General features: G+C 62.6%; 15 protein-coding genes. 10 read left to right on the plus strand and 5 right to left on the minus strand.

All coding sequences use genetic code 11. The features are described from left to right. Nucleotides 1-19 precede the first annotated feature (19 nt). From rodA to G520_RS0117045, 5 genes are read right to left on the minus strand one after another with little or no spacing between them, the layout of a single operon-like run. Nucleotides 20-1114, minus strand: a complete 1095-nt coding sequence (rodA, locus tag G520_RS0117025) for a rod shape-determining protein RodA (RefSeq protein ID WP_028536697.1) — start codon at nt 1112-1114, stop codon at nt 20-22. Beyond that, nucleotides 1095-3038 carry a penicillin-binding protein 2 gene (gene mrdA, locus G520_RS0117030; RefSeq protein ID WP_028536698.1) on the minus strand — a complete coding sequence of 648 codons (1944 nt, stop codon included), beginning with the start codon at nt 3036-3038 and terminating at the stop codon, nt 1095-1097. The genes rodA and mrdA overlap by 20 nt, the downstream gene beginning before the upstream one ends. 6 nt (nt 3039-3044) lie before the next feature. After that, entirely contained in the window at nt 3045-3548 is a 504-nt protein-coding gene (mreD, locus tag G520_RS0117035; RefSeq protein WP_028536699.1) for a rod shape-determining protein MreD, read from the minus strand. 3 nt (nt 3549-3551) lie between these two features. Continuing rightward, nucleotides 3552-4457 (minus strand): rod shape-determining protein MreC, encoded by a 906-nt coding sequence (gene mreC, locus G520_RS0117040; RefSeq protein WP_028536700.1) that lies wholly within the window; start codon nt 4455-4457, stop codon nt 3552-3554. A gap of 47 nt (nt 4458-4504) precedes the next feature. Then, nucleotides 4505-5548 (minus strand): rod shape-determining protein, encoded by a 1044-nt coding sequence (locus G520_RS0117045; RefSeq protein ID WP_028536701.1) that lies wholly within the window; start codon nt 5546-5548, stop codon nt 4505-4507. 254 nt (nt 5549-5802) lie between these two features. Here G520_RS0117045 and gatC point away from each other — a divergent pair, with 254 nt between their 5' ends. From gatC to mraY, 10 genes are all read left to right on the plus strand, one after another. Continuing rightward, a complete protein-coding gene (gene gatC / locus G520_RS0117050; protein WP_028536702.1) occupies nt 5803-6090 on the plus strand; it encodes an Asp-tRNA(Asn)/Glu-tRNA(Gln) amidotransferase subunit GatC in 288 nt (95 codons plus the stop codon). A 55-nt stretch (nt 6091-6145) separates the two neighbouring features. Continuing rightward, the gene (gene gatA, locus G520_RS0117055; protein WP_028536703.1) at nt 6146-7597 is read left to right on the plus strand and encodes an Asp-tRNA(Asn)/Glu-tRNA(Gln) amidotransferase subunit GatA; all 1452 of its coding nucleotides are present in this window, start codon (nt 6146-6148) and stop codon (nt 7595-7597) included. Nucleotides 7598-7618: 21 nt separating this feature from the next. Beyond that, complete coding sequence (gatB, locus tag G520_RS0117060; protein WP_028536704.1) at nt 7619-9049, plus strand: Asp-tRNA(Asn)/Glu-tRNA(Gln) amidotransferase subunit GatB; 1431 nt, start codon at nt 7619-7621, stop codon at nt 9047-9049. A 297-nt stretch (nt 9050-9346) separates the two neighbouring features. Further along, nucleotides 9347-9793 carry a division/cell wall cluster transcriptional repressor MraZ gene (gene mraZ / locus G520_RS0117065; protein ID WP_028536705.1) on the plus strand — a complete coding sequence of 149 codons (447 nt, stop codon included), beginning with the start codon at nt 9347-9349 and terminating at the stop codon, nt 9791-9793. Beyond that, the gene (rsmH, locus tag G520_RS0117070; protein WP_028536706.1) at nt 9790-10746 is read left to right on the plus strand and encodes a 16S rRNA (cytosine(1402)-N(4))-methyltransferase RsmH; all 957 of its coding nucleotides are present in this window, start codon (nt 9790-9792) and stop codon (nt 10744-10746) included. Before mraZ ends, rsmH begins: the two co-directional genes overlap by 4 nt. Continuing rightward, nucleotides 10743-11015 (plus strand): cell division protein FtsL, encoded by a 273-nt coding sequence (gene ftsL / locus G520_RS0117075; RefSeq protein ID WP_028536707.1) that lies wholly within the window; start codon nt 10743-10745, stop codon nt 11013-11015. Before rsmH ends, ftsL begins: the two co-directional genes overlap by 4 nt. Beyond that, nucleotides 11015-12763, plus strand: coding sequence for a peptidoglycan D,D-transpeptidase FtsI family protein (locus G520_RS0117080; RefSeq protein WP_028536708.1), 1749 nt, complete (start codon nt 11015-11017; stop codon nt 12761-12763). Before ftsL ends, G520_RS0117080 begins: the two co-directional genes overlap by 1 nt. 11 nt (nt 12764-12774) lie before the next feature. Continuing rightward, nucleotides 12775-14268 carry a UDP-N-acetylmuramoyl-L-alanyl-D-glutamate--2,6-diaminopimelate ligase gene (locus tag G520_RS0117085; protein WP_028536709.1) on the plus strand — a complete coding sequence of 498 codons (1494 nt, stop codon included), beginning with the start codon at nt 12775-12777 and terminating at the stop codon, nt 14266-14268. Continuing rightward, entirely contained in the window at nt 14252-15613 is a 1362-nt protein-coding gene (locus tag G520_RS0117090; RefSeq protein WP_028536710.1) for a UDP-N-acetylmuramoyl-tripeptide--D-alanyl-D-alanine ligase, read from the plus strand. Before G520_RS0117085 ends, G520_RS0117090 begins: the two co-directional genes overlap by 17 nt. Before the next feature lies 1 nt (nt 15614). Beyond that, on the plus strand, nt 15615-16700 hold the full coding sequence (gene mraY, locus G520_RS0117095; RefSeq protein WP_028536711.1) for a phospho-N-acetylmuramoyl-pentapeptide-transferase: 1086 nt from the start codon (nt 15615-15617) through the stop codon (nt 16698-16700).

Here is a 16700-nt window from a genome sequence, read left to right on the forward strand (position 1 = left end):
GCCGAGGTTTACGTAAACGTCACTTGCGCAGGTTGGCAATTCCCATCAGCATGCCCATGCTGATAAACAGGGTCACTGTCGCCGTACCGCCGTAGGAAACGAAGGGCAGCGGCACGCCGACCACAGGCAGGATGCCGGACACCATGCCCATGTTCACAAAGGCATAGACAAAGAAAGACAAGGTGATCGAACCCGCCATCAGCCGTCCGTACAGAGTCTGTGCACGCGCGGTGATCATCAGGCCGCGGCTGATGACTAGTAGATAAAGCACAACCAGAATGATGTTGCCTATCATGCCGAATTCTTCCGAGAACACGGCAAAAATGAAGTCGGTGGTGCGTTCCGGTATGTAGTCGAGGTGGGTCTGCGTCCCTTTGAGCCAGCCTTTTCCCCATGGGCCGCCCGAGCCGATGGCGATCATCGACTGGATGATGTGGTAGCCCGCCCCCAGCGGATCCTGCATCGGGTCGAACAGGGTCAGCACGCGTTTTTTCTGGTAGTCGTGCATCATGCTCCAGATCACGGGCAGGCTGGCGGAAAACGCGACCAGGCCGCCGATGATGATCTTCCATGACAGACCGGCAAAGAACAGCACGAAAAAACCGGCCGCCATGATCAGGGTGGCGGTGCCGAGATCCGGCTGCTTGAGGATCAGCGCCACCGGCAGCGCGATCAGCACCGAGGCGACCGCATAATGCCACCATCGCAGCTGGGTTTCATACTTTTGGAAAAACCAGGCCAGCATCATCGGCAGCGCAATCTTCAATATCTCCGAAGGTTGCACGCGGGTGACGCCCAGCGACAGCCAGCGGGTCGAGCCGTTGACGGTTACGCCCTTGAAGTGAACGGCGATCAGCAGCAAAAGGCCGATGCCATAGACCGGCGGCGCCAGATGCATCAACAGTTGCGGCCGGGTGCGCGAGATGGTCCACATGATCAGCAGCGACAGCATCGTATACACGATTTTGTTGTCGATCTTGCCGAAGCTCTGGTTGGACGCCGAGTACAGCACCATCAGGCTGAGCAGGAAGATCAGGCCGAGAAACAGCATCAGCCAGCCGTCCAGCGGTTCCTTGATCAGGTTCCAGATATGCTTAATCAAGTGGGGTTGCATTGCTGGACGGAGCCTCGTGCGGAACGGTCTTCAATTGGTCGATGATGGCGGCGGGTATCTTGCCGGTCATATAGTAGTCGAACAGACCGCGTGCGATCGGACCGGCCGCGGCGACGCCCCAGCCGCCATTCTCGACGATGACGGCGACGGCGATCCGTGGATTTTCCACGGGCGCGAAAGCGATGAACCACGAGTGGTCGCGATTGCCTTCGGCCAGTGCCGAGGCGTTGTACTTGGCGCCCTGCTTGATCTGCACCACCTGTGCGGTACCGGTCTTGCCCGCCATCGTGTATTTCAGGCCGTAACCGATGGCCGCCGCCGTGCCGCCGGGTTGCAATACGCTAGCCATGCCCTGTTTGACATACTCGAAGTTCTCGCGTTTGAACGGGAGGACGCGTTCCGGCTTCGCGTCGAGAAGGGTGACCTTGCCACTGCTGGTGTCGACGATTTCCTGCACCAGATGCGGCTTGAAGGCGACGCCGTCGCTGGCGAGTATGGCCGTGGCGTTGGCCATTTGCAGCGGGGTATAGGCATTGTAGCCCTGCCCGATGCCGATGCTCACCACGTCGCCCGGCAGCCATTTGCTGTAGGCCGCGCCCAGGCGTGCGAAGCGTTTGGCTTTCCAGGCCTTGGATGGCAGTACGCCGATGGCTTCGCCATCCAGGTCGATGCCGGTGCGCGAGCCGAGGCCGAACTGCCCGACCGTCGGCGAGATGCGGTCTATGCCCATGTCCCAGGCCAGACGGAAGAAAAAGGTATCGCTGGAGACGGTGATCGCCCGTTGCAGATTGACCATGCCGTTGCCCTTCTTGTCGGCGTCGCGGAACTGGTGCGAGCTGCCGGGCAGCGTGAATACGGCGGGTGCGGGGCGGATGTCGTTGGGGCCGATGACCTTGGTTTCGAGCGCCGCCATCGAGATGAAGGGCTTGAACGTCGATCCTGGCGGGTAGACGCCGCGCAGTGCGCGGTTGATCAGCGGTTTGCGCGGGTCGCCGTTGAGCGCGGCCCAGGTCTGATTGTCGATGCCATCGATGAACAGGCTGGGATCGAAGCCGGGCTTGGACAGAAAGGCCAGCACGCCGCCCGTGCTCGGGTCTATCGCGACCAGCGCCCCGCGCCGGTCGCCGAACAGCTTGTCCGCCACTTCCTGGAGCCGGATATCGAGCGCGAGTTTGAGCGTGTCGCCGTTGACCGGAGGCGTGCGCTTGAGCGAGCGCAATGCGCGGCCTCCGGAGTCGGTCTCGACCTCCTCGAAGCCGACTTTGCCGTGCAGCTGGTCTTCGTAGATCGCCTCCAGCCCGGTCTTGCCGATATAGGTGGTGCCCCGATAGTTGGTGGTCTTGTCGTCTTCTTCGAGCTGATCCTTGTCCTGCTGGTTGATGCGTCCGATATAGCCGAGGACATGGCTGGTCAGTTCCTTGTACGGATAGTCGCGGAACAGGCGGGCCTTGACCTCCACTCCGGGAAAGCGCCAGCCGTTGGCGGCGACGCGCGCCGCCTCCTCGTCGGTGAGTTTGACCTTGAGCGGAACGGCTTCGAAGCCCTTCGAGTCTTCCAGCAGCTTGCGAAAGCGTTTCATGTCCCGCGCCGTCACATCGACCAGCTTGCCCAGCTCGGCGATCGTGGCGTTGAGGTTTTCTATCTTGCTCGGCGTCAGCTCAAGCGTATAGGAGGCGAAATTCTGCGCGAGCACCACGCCGTTGCGGTCGACGATCAGTCCGCGGTTGGGCAGGATCGGGACCAGCGAGATACGGTTGTTCTGTGCCAGCGTCGAGAAGTGCTGATATTGAAATACCTGCAGCCAGACAAACCGCGTGATCAACAGCACGAACAGGATGATCATCACCGAGTAGGCCGCCAGCAGTCGCACCTGGAACTGGCTTTCCTCGGCTTGCACGTTTTTCAGGCGGGTGGGACGGTCCATGTTCACTTATACGTTGTGGTGGCGGTAGGGCAGCAGCAGGAGCTTGGTCAGCAGGGGCCACAAAATCGCACTGGTGAGCGGGGGCAGGAAATAGCTCCAGCCGGCGAAGGCCGAGCCGGTCATCATGCGCGCCACGACCATGATGATCTGGTTGGCCATCATCAGGCCGAGCACGCTCAGCGCCTGCTGGCCGAGGTTGAACATGACCAGCTGGCGCTGGCGCAACAGGGCCAGGTAGGCCGTGATCGAATACGCGAGCGCGTGCTGGCCGAACAGGCCGGCAGTGGCCATGTCGGCGATCAGGCCGAAGGCGAAGGCGGCGCCGACACTGATGCGGCGCGGCTGGTTGATGACCCAGTACAGGATCAGCATGCCGATGAAGTCGGGCAGCCAGCCGACGATGAAATCGGGCAGGGGGATCAGTTCCAGCAGCACCGCCAGCGCGAAGGTGGTGTAGATGAAACGTCGCCGAACCGGCTTCAGCAGTTCTTTCGGTCGTTCGAACGACATGGCTTACTCCGAATCGTCAGAAGACGGCTTGCTCTTGGGTTTGACGGGCACGACCGGTTCGGGGGGGCGGGCGGGAACATTGGTCTTTTCGTTGAGCACCAGCACATAGCGGCCATGCTGGACGCCGGCTACCGGCATGCTGTTGAGCCGGATGAAGGCGGCATCGGGATTGCGCTCGACGCGGCCAACCTGGGCTACCGGAATACCGGCCGGGTACAGCCCGTCGATGCCGGACGTGACGAGGAGATCGCCGGTGCGCACATCGGAATGGACCGGCAGGTAGCGGGCCTCGACCCCTCCGCCGTAGCCGTACAGCACGGCCCGGATCCCGTTGCGCTGCACCATGACCGGCACCATCAGCGTCTTGTCTATGACCAGCGTCACTTCGGCCGTCAGCGGCTGCACGCGCGTGATCTGGCCGATCAGGCCCTGGTCGTCCACCACCGGCTGGCCGGCGCGCAAATGCGCATCCTCGCCCTTGTCGATGATGATCTTATAGGAAAAGGGATCGCGTCCGGTGTAGAGGATTTCTGCCAGTCCGCCGGCATCCTGGCGCATGGACTTGAGCTGGTTCAGCCTGCGCAGCGCGGCGTAGTCCTGCTCCAGTGTTTCCAGCCGCGCCAGCCGGGCCGCCATCGCCAGATGCTGGCTGCGCATCGCTTCGTTTTCCGCCTTCAGATTGGTCTGAGTGGTGAAAAAGTCGTCGACGTGCCGCGCAGCGGTAATCGGGAGATTGACCGCACGCTGCAGCGGGTAGAACACCACGGACAACGCTTCGCGCGCCTTGTCCATCAGTCCGTACTGGCTGTCGCCGATCAGGAGCAGGACGGAGGTCAGCACGGCGGCTGCCAGGCGGGTGCCAGGTCGTGGCCCCTGCCGGATGAAGCTGGGATTGTTGGCGAAATCCATCGACACATACGCCGCCCCTTGTCAGGGCGGCGCCAGATCCGGTTTGATTACGGTACGTTGGTGAAAATGGTACCGATCTTGTCCATTTTTTCCAGTGCTTTGCCCGAGCCGCGTACGACGCAGGTCAGCGGCTCTTCGCCGACGAAGACCGGCAGGCCGGTTTCTTCGGCCAGCAGGCGATCGATATCTTTCAGCAGGGCGCCACCACCGGTCAGGACCATGCCCTTTTCCGCGATATCGGCGCCCAGTTCCGGCGGGGTCTGTTCCAGTGCGATCTTGACGGCGGATACGATCTGGTTCAACGGCTCGGTCAGCGCTTCGAGGATCTCGTTGGACGAAACGGTGAACGCGCGCGGGATGCCCTCGGCCAGATTGCGGCCCTTGACTTCCATTTCGCGGACTTCGGCGCCCGGAAAGGCGGAGCCTATCGTCTTCTTGATCTCTTCGGCGGTGGTCTCGCCGATCAACATGCCGTAGTTGCGACGGATGTAGTTGATGATGGCTTCGTCGAACTTGTCGCCACCGACGCGGACCGAGTTGGAATACACGACGCCGCCCAGCGAGATCACGCCGACTTCGGTCGTGCCGCCGCCGATGTCCACGACCATGGAGCCGGTCGGTTCTTCCACCGGCAGGCCAGCGCCGATCGCTGCCGCCATCGGTTCTTCGATCAGCTCGACGCGGCGTGCGCCGGCGGCCAGGGCCGAATCCTTGATCGCACGACGTTCAACCTGGGTCGAACCGCAGGGGACGCAGATGACGATACGGGGGCTGGCGGAGAAGAAACGGCTGGGGGTGACTTTCTTGATGAACTGCTTGAGCATCTGCTCGGTGACGGTGAAGTCGGCGATCACGCCATCCTTCATCGGCCGGATGGCTTGGATCGACCCCGGGGTGCGACCCAGCATCTTCTTGGCTTCCAGTCCGACGGCGAGGATCGACTTCTTGTTGGTGGGCGCATCGTTGTGGATGGCAACCACCGAGGGTTCATCAAGTACGATGCCTTTGCCGCGCATGTAGATCAGCGTGTTGGCGGTGCCAAGGTCAATGGCGAGGTCATTCGAAAAATATCCGGTTAGCGAACGAAACATTGGGCGATCCTGGTCAGTTTCCATTATTCGGGCGCCGGGCACGAGCCCGTAAATCCCCGGGCCTTGGCCCGCAAAACCCGAGTGAACAGTGTTTTACCATCCCGGCGCGATAATATCGAGTGCGCGCCGTTAAAAACGTTAGCGGCGCGGACCCTGCAAATTTTCCGTCGTTATGGCGTGTCGATCTTGGGTGAATCAAACGGGCTATGATACCCTATAAAACTTGAAATATTAAAGGTTTTAGAGAGATCGCCATGTCACTGACGCATCAGGATGTCGCGCGCATCGCCAAACTTGCTCGAATCAATGTCTCCGACGATGAAATCGATGCCGTGGGTGCCCAACTCAATACCATCTTCGACATGATCGCCAAAATGCAGGCCATCGACACCGATGGGGTGGAGCCGATGACGCACCCGCAGGACAGCGCCTTGCGCCTGCGCGAGGACATCGTGACCGAACCGGACCGTCGCGATGCCTTCATGGCCATCGCGCCGCAAGCCGAGGCCGGGCTGTTCCTGGTTCCCAAGGTTATCGAATAGACGGGTGCGCGTCGTTGGATCCCGTCCCCGTATTTACCCGGAAATTGATTACGACATGATTAACTCCACGCTCAAGGCGCTGTCGCAGCAGCTTGCGGCCAAAGCCATTTCCAGCGAAGAGCTCGCAGGCCTCTACCTTGACCGCATCGAGGCGGCCAACCCGCTGCTCAACGCATTCATCACCGTCGACCGCGAGCGCAGCCTGCAACTGGCGCGCGCTGCCGATGCCGTGCGCGCGCGCGGCGAAGCGGGGCTCCTGACCGGGGTGCCGGTCGCGCACAAGGATATCTTCTGCCAGCAGGGCTGGAAGACCTCCTGCGGGTCCCGCATGCTCGACAACTTCATTTCCCCTTACGACGCGCATGTCATCGAGCGTTGCGCACAGGCGGGCCTGGTGACGCTGGGGCGGACGAATATGGACGAGTTTGCCATGGGCTCGTCCACCGAAAATTCGTGGTACGGTCCGGCGCGCAACCCCTGGGATCGCAACGCCATTCCCGGCGGTTCGTCCGGCGGTTCGGCAGTCGCGGTAGCGGCCCGCCTCGCACCGGCCGCAACCGCGACCGACACGGGGGGGTCGATACGGCAGCCGGCATCGCACTGCGGCATCACCGGCCTCAAGCCGACCTACGGCGTGGTCAGTCGCTATGGCATGGTCGCTTTTGCCTCTTCGCTCGATCAGGGCGGGGTGATGGCGCAGACCGCGGAAGATTGCGCGTTGATGCTCAATACCATTGCCGGCTTCGATGAGCGCGATTCGACCAGCGTCGAGCGCACGGGGGAGGATTACACCCGCAAACTCGGCGACTCGCTTGCCGGCCTGCGCGTCGGCCTGCCGCGCGAATACTTCGCGGACGGACTGTCGGCCGATGTGGCGCGCGTCGTCGAAGCGGCTGTCGCCGAGTTGAAAAAGCTGGGCGCCGAAGTCGTCGATATCAGCCTGCCGAACACCGAATTGTCTATCCCGGCCTACTATGTGATTGCGCCGGCCGAAGCGTCGACCAACCTCAGCCGCTACGACGGGGTGCGCTATGGCCACCGCGCGGCCGAGTATCGGGATCTGGTCGACATGTACGAACGCACGCGGGCCGAGGGCTTCGGCCGCGAGGTGAAGCGCCGCATCATGGTCGGCACCTATGTGCTGTCGCATGGCTATTACGATGCCTATTATCTGAAAGCGCAGAAAATCCGCCGGCTGGTGTCGGACGACTTCAAGGCCGCGTTCGAATCCTGCGATGTCATCCTGGGCCCGGTGGCGCCGACGGCCGCCTTCGACCTGGGGGCGAACGCCGACGATCCGCTGCAGATGTACCTGTCCGATATCTATACCTTGTCCGTCAATCTCGCCGGGCTGCCCGGCATGAGTGTGCCGGCCGGCTTTGCCGCCAACGGCCGCCCGATAGGCTTGCAGATCATCGGTAACTACTTCGACGAAGCGCGCATGCTGAATGTCGCGCATCGCTTCCAGCAGGCGACCGACTGGCATCGGCGTGTTCCGGCGCTTTAACAGAACGAGAGTGAGCAAACGATGAAATGGGAAGTCGTCATCGGTCTGGAAGTGCATGTGCAGCTTTCCACCGTATCCAAGATTTTTTCCGGAGCGTCGACGGCGTTCGGCGCCGAGCCCAATACCCAGGCTTCGGCGGTCGAACTGGCCTACCCGGGGGTGCTGCCCGTGCTCAATCGCGCGGCGGTGAGCCGCGCGATCCGTCTGGGGCTGGCGCTTGGGTCGAATATCAACCGCAAGAATGTGTTCGCGCGCAAGAATTACTTCTATCCGGATCTGCCGAAAGGGTATCAGATCAGCCAGATGGATCTGCCCATCGTGGAAGGCGGCCATCTGACCATTCAGGTCGGCGATGAAGAAAAGCGGATACGCGTGACCCGCGCCCACCTTGAGGAAGACGCCGGCAAATCCCTGCACGAGGATTTTCACGGCATGACCGGCATCGACCTCAACCGCGCCGGCACGCCCCTGCTCGAGGTCGTGTCCGAGCCGGACATGCGCAGCGGCGAGGAAGCCGTCGCCTATGCCCGGACCCTGCATTCGCTCGTGACCTGGCTCGGCATCTGCGATGGCAATATGCAGGAGGGGTCGTTTCGCGTCGATGCCAATGTCTCGGTGCGTCCGTTCGGGCAGGCCGAGTTCGGCACGCGCTGCGAGATCAAGAACCTCAACTCCTTCCGTTTCCTCGAGGCGGCCATCCAGTATGAGGTGCAGCGTCAGACCGAGCTGATCGAGGATGGCGGGCGCGTGGTGCAGGAAACCCGCCTGTACGATCCCGATCGCGGCGAGACGCGCTCGATGCGCTCCAAGGAAGATGCGCACGATTACCGCTACTTCCCCGATCCTGATCTGTTGCCGGTTCGGATCAGCGAAGCGCAGATCGAGGCCGAACGCATTGCAATGCCCGAACTGCCGTCGGCGATGAAGGGCCGCTTCATGAGCGAATACGGCCTGTCCGCCTATGACGCCGATCTGCTGACCTCGAGCCGCGAACTGGCGGCCTATTTCGAGGAGGTTGCCCGCGCTTCGGGGCAGGGCAAACTGGCTGCGAACTGGGTCGCTGGCGAAATCGCCGCCCGCCTCAATCGGGCCGGCCTGTCCATCGCGGCCTGCCCGCTCGATGCCGGTCGTCTGGCGGGCCTGCTCGCGCGTCTGGTCGACAACACCATCTCCGGCAAGATCGCCAAGGATGTGTTCGAACTGATGTGGGAGAGCGCGGACAGCGCCGATGCCATCATCGAGGCCAAGGGCTTGCGCCAGATTACCGACAGCGGTGCGATCGAATCCATCGTCGATGAAGTGATTGCCGCCAACGCGCGCTCGGTGGAAGAGTTCCGGGCCGGCAAGGAAAAGGCGCTCAATGCGCTGGTGGGGCAGGTGATGAAGGCATCCAAAGGCAAGGCCAATCCGGCTCAGGCCCTGGAGATTCTGAAGAAAAAATTAACTGCTTGATAGTTGTAATTTAAATGAACAAAGGCGGCACTATCAAGTGCCGCCTTTGTTTTAAAGCCATCATGAAAAATTGTCTGTTTTTTCCCAATTCATACCGCACTTTGAGTGATGAATTTAAGCCACTGATTTGGCTGAAATAATATTCCTCCCCTCATTCCCTAAGTCTTTGTCGCAAAAGGTGATTTGCTTGTCGTTGATATTGACCCGACTCGTCTTCTTTCTTATAGTGGCGGAATGTGGGGTAAAGTGGGCGAAAGTGGAGAAAAGTAACGCTAACCAGGACGACGCACGGAAATCATGATTGGTGGTGTCAGCATCGTGTCTCTCGACAGCAAGGGGCGCCTGGCCATTCCGGCCCGGCACCGGGAGACGCTGTTGTCTGCGTTTGGCCACAAGCTGGTCGCCACCCTCGAGTCGCCTGATCATTTGCTGCTGTATCCGGAGCCGAACTGGCGTCCGGTGGAAGCCCGGCTTCTCGCACTGCCCAGCGGCAACCCCGTGCTTAAAAGGTATCAACGTCTGGTGCTCGGTCATGCCGATACGCTGGAAATGGACTCCGCCGGCCGCATTCTGCTGCCGGCCCGCCTGCGCGAACTGGTCAAGCTCGACCATGAAGTCGCGCTGGTCGGCATGGGCAACCGTTTCGAGTTGTGGAATGCCGCGCAGTGGGACGACGTTACCAACGAGGCCCTCGCCCTCGATCCGGCCGATCTGGCCTCGCACCTTGGAGATTTCACGCTGTGACAGCCTTTGTGCACCATACGGTGCTATTGCCCGAAGCGGTAGCGGCGCTCGCCATCAAGTCCGATGGCGTGTACGTCGACTGCACCTTCGGACGCGGCGGCCATAGCCGACTCATTCTGTCGGAGCTCGGCCCGCAGGGCCGTCTCATCGCCTTCGACAAGGATCCGCAAGCGATCGCCTCGGCCCGCGCCCTGGCGAGCGAAGATGCGCGTTTTACCCTGGTTCACAATGGTTTCGAAACCTTCGACCAGGAACTGGACCGCCTCGGCATCGACCGGGTGGACGGTGTATTGATGGATCTGGGCGTGTCCTCGCCGCAGATCGACGACGGCAGTCGCGGCTTCAGCTTCCGCTTCGACGCGCCCTTGGACATGCGGATGGACACGACGCGCGGAATCACGGCCGCACAATGGCTCGCCAGTGCGGACGAGGCCGAAATCAGGGAGGTCATCAAGACTTATGGTGAAGAGCGGTTTGCTCGCAAGATCGCAGCAGCCATTGTTGCGCAACGGGAGCTCGCTCCCCTCACGACCACACGCGAGCTCGCCCTGCTCGTTGGGCAAAACGTCCGTACTCGCGAACCAGGTCAGGACCCCGCGACGCGGACCTTCCAGGCCGTCCGTATTTTCATTAACCGCGAACTGGAAGAGCTGAAGGCGGTACTGCCCCAGGCGGCGCGACGGCTGACGACGGACGGGCGGCTGGCGGTAATCAGTTTTCATTCTCTCGAAGACCGCATCGTGAAGCAGTATCTGCGCGCGGCCAGCACGGCGGATACGCTGCCGGCATGGGTGGTCGTGCGGGCGAGCGATCTCGACGAAGCCCCGCTGGCCGTAGTCGGCAAGCCGGTGCGGGCCGGGGACGAAGAGCTCGGCGCCAATCCGCGCGCGCGCAGCGCGATCATGCGGGTGGCCCGGCGTACGCCGGGACCGTGGCGCGAGGTGGCCGCATGAATCGGCTCAACGCGGTACTGCTCGCCATTCTCGTGGTCGCCTCCTGGTCGGTGGTGACCTCGCAGTACGTCTCGCGCAAGCTGTACAGCGATCTGCAGAAAGAACAGAAATCGGAGCAGCAGCTGGACGTCGAGTACGGCCAGTTGATGCTCGAGCAAAGCACCTGGGGCGCGCATGCGCTGATCCAGCACGCCGCGGAAACCCGGCTCGACATGCACACTCCCGATCCGCGCCAGGTTCAGGTGATCAGCCCCGGAGGCGGTGCGTGATGCGAGGCCATTCGGGGGTCCGTCGCTCCACTCTCGCCCAGGCGAGCCCGGCGCTGCGCATGACGCCGGTGCGCGTGCGCGTGGTGCTGGGAGCGATAGGCGCGCTGTTTGCCGCGCTGATCGGACGGGCCGTCTATCTCCAGGTCGTGCAACAGGATTTCCTCGTCAATCAGGGCGATGCCCGCTTTCGCCGCGCGATGGTGCTGGAAGCCAACCGCGGCGTGATCTCGGACCGCAATGGCGAGCCGCTGGCGATCAGCACCCCCGTGCAGACCATCTGGGCCAGCCCGGCCGATATGGATCCGGTGCCGCCGGCCAAGCAGCGCGAACTGGCGCGCCTGCTCGATATGTCGCCGGAGGAGCTCGACAGCAAGCTGTCGGAGCGCAAGCGCGAATTCGTCTATATCAAGCGTCAGATCAATCCTGAAATCGCCGACAAGGTCATGGCGCTCGGCATCCCGGGGATTGCCAAACAGCAGGAATACCGGCGCTTCTACCCGGCCGGCGAAATTGTGGCGCAGATAATCGGTTTCACCGGGGTCGACGGCAAGGGACAGGAAGGGGTGGAGCTCGCGCGCGAGAAGATGCTGGCGGGGTCCAAGGGCCGGCGCGTGGTCCTGAAGGATCGCCGCGGCCAGATCATCGAAGACGTCGGCGCCATCGAACCGCCACACGATGGCCAGACCCTGATGCTGGCCATCGATCACCGCATACAGTATCTGGCCTACCGCGAACTCAAAGCGGCGGTCGAAGAAAACAAGGCCAAGGCCGGCAGCGTGATCGTACTGGACGCCAAGAGCGGCGAGTTGCTGGCACTGGCCAACTATCCCTCGTACAACCCGAACAACCGGGTCGGGACCACGCCGGAAATGTTGCGCAATCGCGGCGTGATCGATCTGTTCGAACCCGGTTCGACCATGAAGCCGCTGTCGATATCGCTGACGCTGGAAGAAGGCAAGGCGACGCCGCATACCGTGCTCGACACGCATCCCTACTTCATCGGCCCGGCGCGGATTCACGATGTCGCCGACTCCGACCACCTCGACATTCTCGGTGTGATCCAGAAGTCGAGCAACGTCGGCGCCAGCAAACTGGCGCTCATGGTTTCGCCGCAGAATTACTGGAACTATCTCGATTCGCTCGGCTTCGGCCGAGGCCCGGACACCGGCTTCCCTGGCGAAGCCGCCGGCCGCCTGCGCGACTGGAAGAGCTGGCGGCCGATCGAGCAGGCCACCATGTCCTTTGGCTACGGTCTGTCGGTCAGCCTGCTGCAGATGGCGCGCGCCTACACCATTTTCACGACCGGCGGCGTTCTGCTGCCGGTGTCGCTGTACAAGACCAATAACCCGATGCCCGGCCGGCGCGTGCTGAGCGAAAAGACCGCCGACGAAATGCGCGACCTGCTGATCGCGAACAGCCAGCCCGGCGGCGGCGCCGTCGGCGGCCGCATCATCGGTTATAGCATCGGCGCCAAGAGCGGAACCGCGCGCAAGCTCGAAGGCCGGACCTATGTCGCCGACAAACACCGTGCCTTGTTCATGGGCTTCGCCCCGGGCAAGGCACCCAGACTGGTTGTGACCGTCATGATCGACGAACCTACCGCCGGCAAGTATTACGGCGGCGCGGTGGCGGCCCCCGTCTTTTCCAAGGTTGCCGGCGGCGCCTTGCGCATTTTGAATGTGCAGCCCGACGAACCTTTTAACAACACCTTGCTACCGGAATCCACGCCGGTACCAGCGGACTTTTAAAGATCAGGGAAATGAAAAGCCGCATGACTCCGCTGCCGGACTGGGATCCGGTGCAACTCGAACAACTGGGCGTCGCCATCAAGCGCGTCGAGTCCGACAGCCGGCGCGTGCTGGCGGGCGATGTGTTTCTCGCCTGTCCGGGCCTTGGCGCGGATGGTCGCGACTATATTCCGATGGCGCTGGCCAATGGCGCGGTGGCGGTACTGTGGGATCCGGCCGGCGGCTTCGTGTGGAACGATGGCTGGAAGGTCCCCAATCTGGCGGTGGCGCAATTGCATGACCGCGCCGGTCTGATCGCCAGCCATGTCTACGGCCATCCCAGCCAGGAATTGCTGACCATCGGCATCACCGGCACCAATGGCAAGACGTCGATTTCGCACTGGCTCGCGCAGGCCTATACCCTGCTCGGCCGCAAGGCCGCCCTGATCGGAACTGTCGGTAACGGTTTCTACGGTGAATTGAAGTCGACCTCGCATACCACACCCGATCCGGTGACCATACAGCACAAGCTGGCCGAATACCGTCGCCAGGGCGCTTATACGGTGACGATGGAAGTCTCGTCGCACAGCCTCGACCAGGGGCGGGTCAATGGCGTCTCCTTCTCGACGGCCCTGTTTACCAATCTGACGCGCGATCACCTCGACTATCACCAGACGATGGATGCCTACGGCGCCGCCAAGGCCCGCCTGTTCCACTGGGAAGGTCTGAAGAATGCGGTAATCAACGTCGACGACGCCTTCGGCCGCAGTCTGGCCGCTGGCATCGATACCAGCGAAACCCAGGTTTTTGCCTACGGCCTGTTTCAGGGCGATATCCGGCCGCTGACCCTGACGGCTTCGCTGGAAGGGCTGGCGATGCGGGTGACGACGCCATGGGGCGATGTCGACGTGCGCAGCCCTTTGCTCGGCCGTTTCAATGCGTCCAACTTGCTGGCCTGCCTGGCGACCCTGTGCGCGAACGGCGTGACACTGGCCGATGCCGCACGGGTGCTCGGCCAGATCCAGCCGGCGCGCGGCCGCATGCAGCAGCTCGGTTGCGTGCACGAGCCGCTGATCGTCATCGATTACTCGCATACGCCCGATTCGCTGGAGAAAGCGCTGAGCACGCTGTCCGAAATCCGCACTGCCGAATCACGGCTGTTCTGCGTATTCGGTTGCGGCGGCGACCGCGATCGCGGCAAGCGCCCGCTGATGGGCGGCATTGCCGAGCGCATCGCCGACGTAGCGGTACTGACCAGCGACAACCCGCGCACGGAAGATCCGCGAGCGATCATCGACGATGTGCTGGCAGGAATGAGCCATCCCGGGCACGTGGAAATCGACCGCGCGCGCGCGATCCAATGGGCGATAGGCGAGGCCGGCGCGCGCGACATCGTGCTGATCGCCGGCAAGGGACATGAGGAATACCAGGAGATCAATGGGGTGAAGCGCCCGTTCTCGGACTTCCGCGTCGCCGAACAGGCCCTGATCGATTGGGGAAAGGCACATGATGTTCAGCCTGATTGAAGCGGCCCGCCTCGCCGGCGGTCAAGCACACGGCCCCGACCTCGCGCTGCGGCGCGTGGTGACCGACAGCCGTGTCGCCGCGGCGGGCGATCTGTTTGTCGCCCTCAAGGGCGAACGCTTCGACGCCCATGATTTTGTCGCCGATGTCGTCGCGCGCGGCGCGGCGGTCATGGTGAGCACCGTTTCGCCGGCTTGCGAAGGGGCATCCGTGATTTGCGTCGAGGACACGCGGCTGGCGCTCGGCCGCCTGGCCGCCGGCTGGCGCGCCCGCTTCAGCCTGCCGCTGATCGGCGTGACCGGTTCCAACGGCAAGACCTCGGTCAAGGAAATGCTGGCCGCCATTTTGCGCGCCGCCGTCGGCGACGAGGCGGTGCTGGCGACGCAGGGCAATTTCAACAACGATATCGGGCTGCCGCTGACGCTGCTGCGGCTGAACTCGCGCCATCGCTTCGCGGTGATCGAAATGGGAATGAACCACCCCGGCGAGATCCGTTATCTGGGAGGCATCGCCCGCCCCGATGCGGTGGTGGTGAACAATGCCCTGCGCGCCCATCTGGGCGGTTTCGACGGTGTCGAAGGCATCGCCCGCGCGAAGGCCGAAATTTTCGAGGACCTGTCCGCCTCCGGCGTGGCGGTACTGAACCGCGACGATGACAACTACGCGCTGTTCTGCGATTTGGCCGCCGGCAAGCGCCAGCTCGCCTTCGGTCTGGACAGCGGCGATGTCCACGCCCGCGATATCACGCTGAGCCCGCGCGAGAGCACGTTCGACGTGGTGACGCCCGCAGGCGGTGTCGCGGTGCGGCTGCCGGCTCCGGGCGTGCACAACGTGCGCAACGCGCTGGCCGCCAGCGCGCTCGCCCACGCCGTCGGCATCGACGCCGCGACCATCGCGCGCGGCCTGGCCGCGATCAAGGGGGTCAAGGGACGACTTCAGTATTCGCATGCCGCCAACGGCGCCGTGTTGATCGACGATAGCTATAACGCCAACCCGGACTCGATGAAAGCCGGGCTCGATGTACTGGCCTCGGCCGCTGCGCCGCGCTGGTTTGTCATGGGAGATATCGGGGAGCTGGGCGAGACGGCTCCCGCGCTGCACGCCGAAGTCGGCGCCCACGCACGCATCTGCGGTGTGGAACGCCTGCTGGCGCTGGGCGAGCTAAGCCGGCACGCGGTCTCGGCTTTTGGAGCCGGGGCCGAGCATTTCGCGACGATTGAAGAGTTGACCGCCTATCTGGACGGTCATTTGCCGGCAACGGCCACGGTATTGGTCAAGGGCTCGCGCTTCATGCGCATGGAGCGCGTGATCGAGCACCTTGGCACGCGCCATAAAGAGGGAGTCTGACGTGCTGGTCTGGTTGGCGGAGTGGATTGCGCATTATGTCCGCGCTTTTAATGTTTTCAATTATGTAACGCTGCGCGCGGTGCTGGCATCGCTGACATCGTTGGCGATCTCCCTGTGCATGGGGCCATGGGTCATCCGCAAGCTGACGCAGCTGAAGGTCGGACAGGCGGTTCGCTCGGATGGACCACAGACTCATCTGGTCAAGGCGGGGACGCCGACCATGGGCGGGACCCTGATCTTGATGTCGGTCGGCATCACCACCGTGCTGTGGACCGACTTGCACAACAAATATATCTGGCTGTTGCTGGCGGTCATGTTCGGTACCGGTGCGCTCGGCTTTTACGACGACTGGCGCAAGGTGGTCTATCGCGACCCCAAGGGGATTTCGGCGCGGATGAAGATATTCTGGCAGTCCTTCATCGCCATTGCCGCCGGCGTGTTTCTGGTGGGGACCGCCAGCCTGCCGGCATCGACCGACTTCATCGTGCCCTTTTTCAAGCATGTGGTGTATCCGTTCGGTGCTGTCGGGTTTTGCGTGCTTACGTATCTGGTCATTGTCGGCACGTCCAATGCGGTCAACCTGACCGATGGCCTGGACGGGCTGGCGGCGCTGCCTGTGGTCATGGTGTCGGGCGCGCTGGCGATTTTCGCCTACATCGCCGGCCACTCGGTGTTCTCGCATTACCTCGGCCTGCCGTTCATTCCCGGCGCGCACGAGGTGGCGGTGTTCTGTGCGGCGATTTGCGGTTCCTGCCTCGGCTTTTTGTGGTTCAACGCCTATCCGGCCCAGGTGTTCATGGGCGATGTCGGGGCGCTGGCCCTGGGGGCATCGATGGGGGCGGTGGCCGTCATCGTGCGCCAGGAAATCGTGTTGTTCGTCATGGGTGGGCTGTTCGTGATGGAAGCGCTGTCGGTGATGATTCAGGTCGCATCGTTCAAGCTGACCGGCAAGCGCGTGTTCCGCATGGCGCCTTTGCATCACCACTATGAATTGAAAGGCTGGAAGGAAACGCAAGTGGTGGTGCGTTTCTGGATCATCACCATGATGCTGGTGCTGGCCGGCCTGTCCACCATCAAGCTGCGTTGA

It is taken from the genome of Paludibacterium yongneupense DSM 18731 (assembly GCF_000422925.1).
In the GTDB taxonomy this organism is placed as follows: domain Bacteria; phylum Pseudomonadota; class Gammaproteobacteria; order Burkholderiales; family Chromobacteriaceae; genus Paludibacterium; species Paludibacterium yongneupense.

Excerpts from the sequence above, each read along its gene's own strand:
- rodA (WP_028536697.1), bottom strand. The coding sequence starts at position 1,114 with ATGCAACCCCACTTGATTAAGCATATCTGGAACCTGATCAAGGAACCG.
- mrdA (WP_028536698.1), bottom strand. The coding sequence starts at position 3,038 with ATGGACCGTCCCACCCGCCTGAAAAACGTGCAAGCCGAGGAAAGCCAG.
- mreD (WP_028536699.1), bottom strand. The coding sequence starts at position 3,548 with ATGTCGTTCGAACGACCGAAAGAACTGCTGAAGCCGGTTCGGCGACGT.
- mreC (WP_028536700.1), bottom strand. The coding sequence starts at position 4,457 with ATGGATTTCGCCAACAATCCCAGCTTCATCCGGCAGGGGCCACGACCT.
- G520_RS0117045 (WP_028536701.1), bottom strand. The coding sequence starts at position 5,548 with ATGTTTCGTTCGCTAACCGGATATTTTTCGAATGACCTCGCCATTGAC.
- gatC (WP_028536702.1), top strand. The coding sequence starts at position 5,803 with ATGTCACTGACGCATCAGGATGTCGCGCGCATCGCCAAACTTGCTCGA.
- gatA (WP_028536703.1), top strand. The coding sequence starts at position 6,146 with ATGATTAACTCCACGCTCAAGGCGCTGTCGCAGCAGCTTGCGGCCAAA.
- gatB (WP_028536704.1), top strand. The coding sequence starts at position 7,619 with ATGAAATGGGAAGTCGTCATCGGTCTGGAAGTGCATGTGCAGCTTTCC.
- mraZ (WP_028536705.1), top strand. The coding sequence starts at position 9,347 with ATGATTGGTGGTGTCAGCATCGTGTCTCTCGACAGCAAGGGGCGCCTG.
- ftsL (WP_028536707.1), top strand. The coding sequence starts at position 10,743 with ATGAATCGGCTCAACGCGGTACTGCTCGCCATTCTCGTGGTCGCCTCC.
- G520_RS0117080 (WP_028536708.1), top strand. The coding sequence starts at position 11,015 with ATGCGAGGCCATTCGGGGGTCCGTCGCTCCACTCTCGCCCAGGCGAGC.
- G520_RS0117085 (WP_028536709.1), top strand. The coding sequence starts at position 12,775 with ATGAAAAGCCGCATGACTCCGCTGCCGGACTGGGATCCGGTGCAACTC.
- G520_RS0117090 (WP_028536710.1), top strand. The coding sequence starts at position 14,252 with ATGTTCAGCCTGATTGAAGCGGCCCGCCTCGCCGGCGGTCAAGCACAC.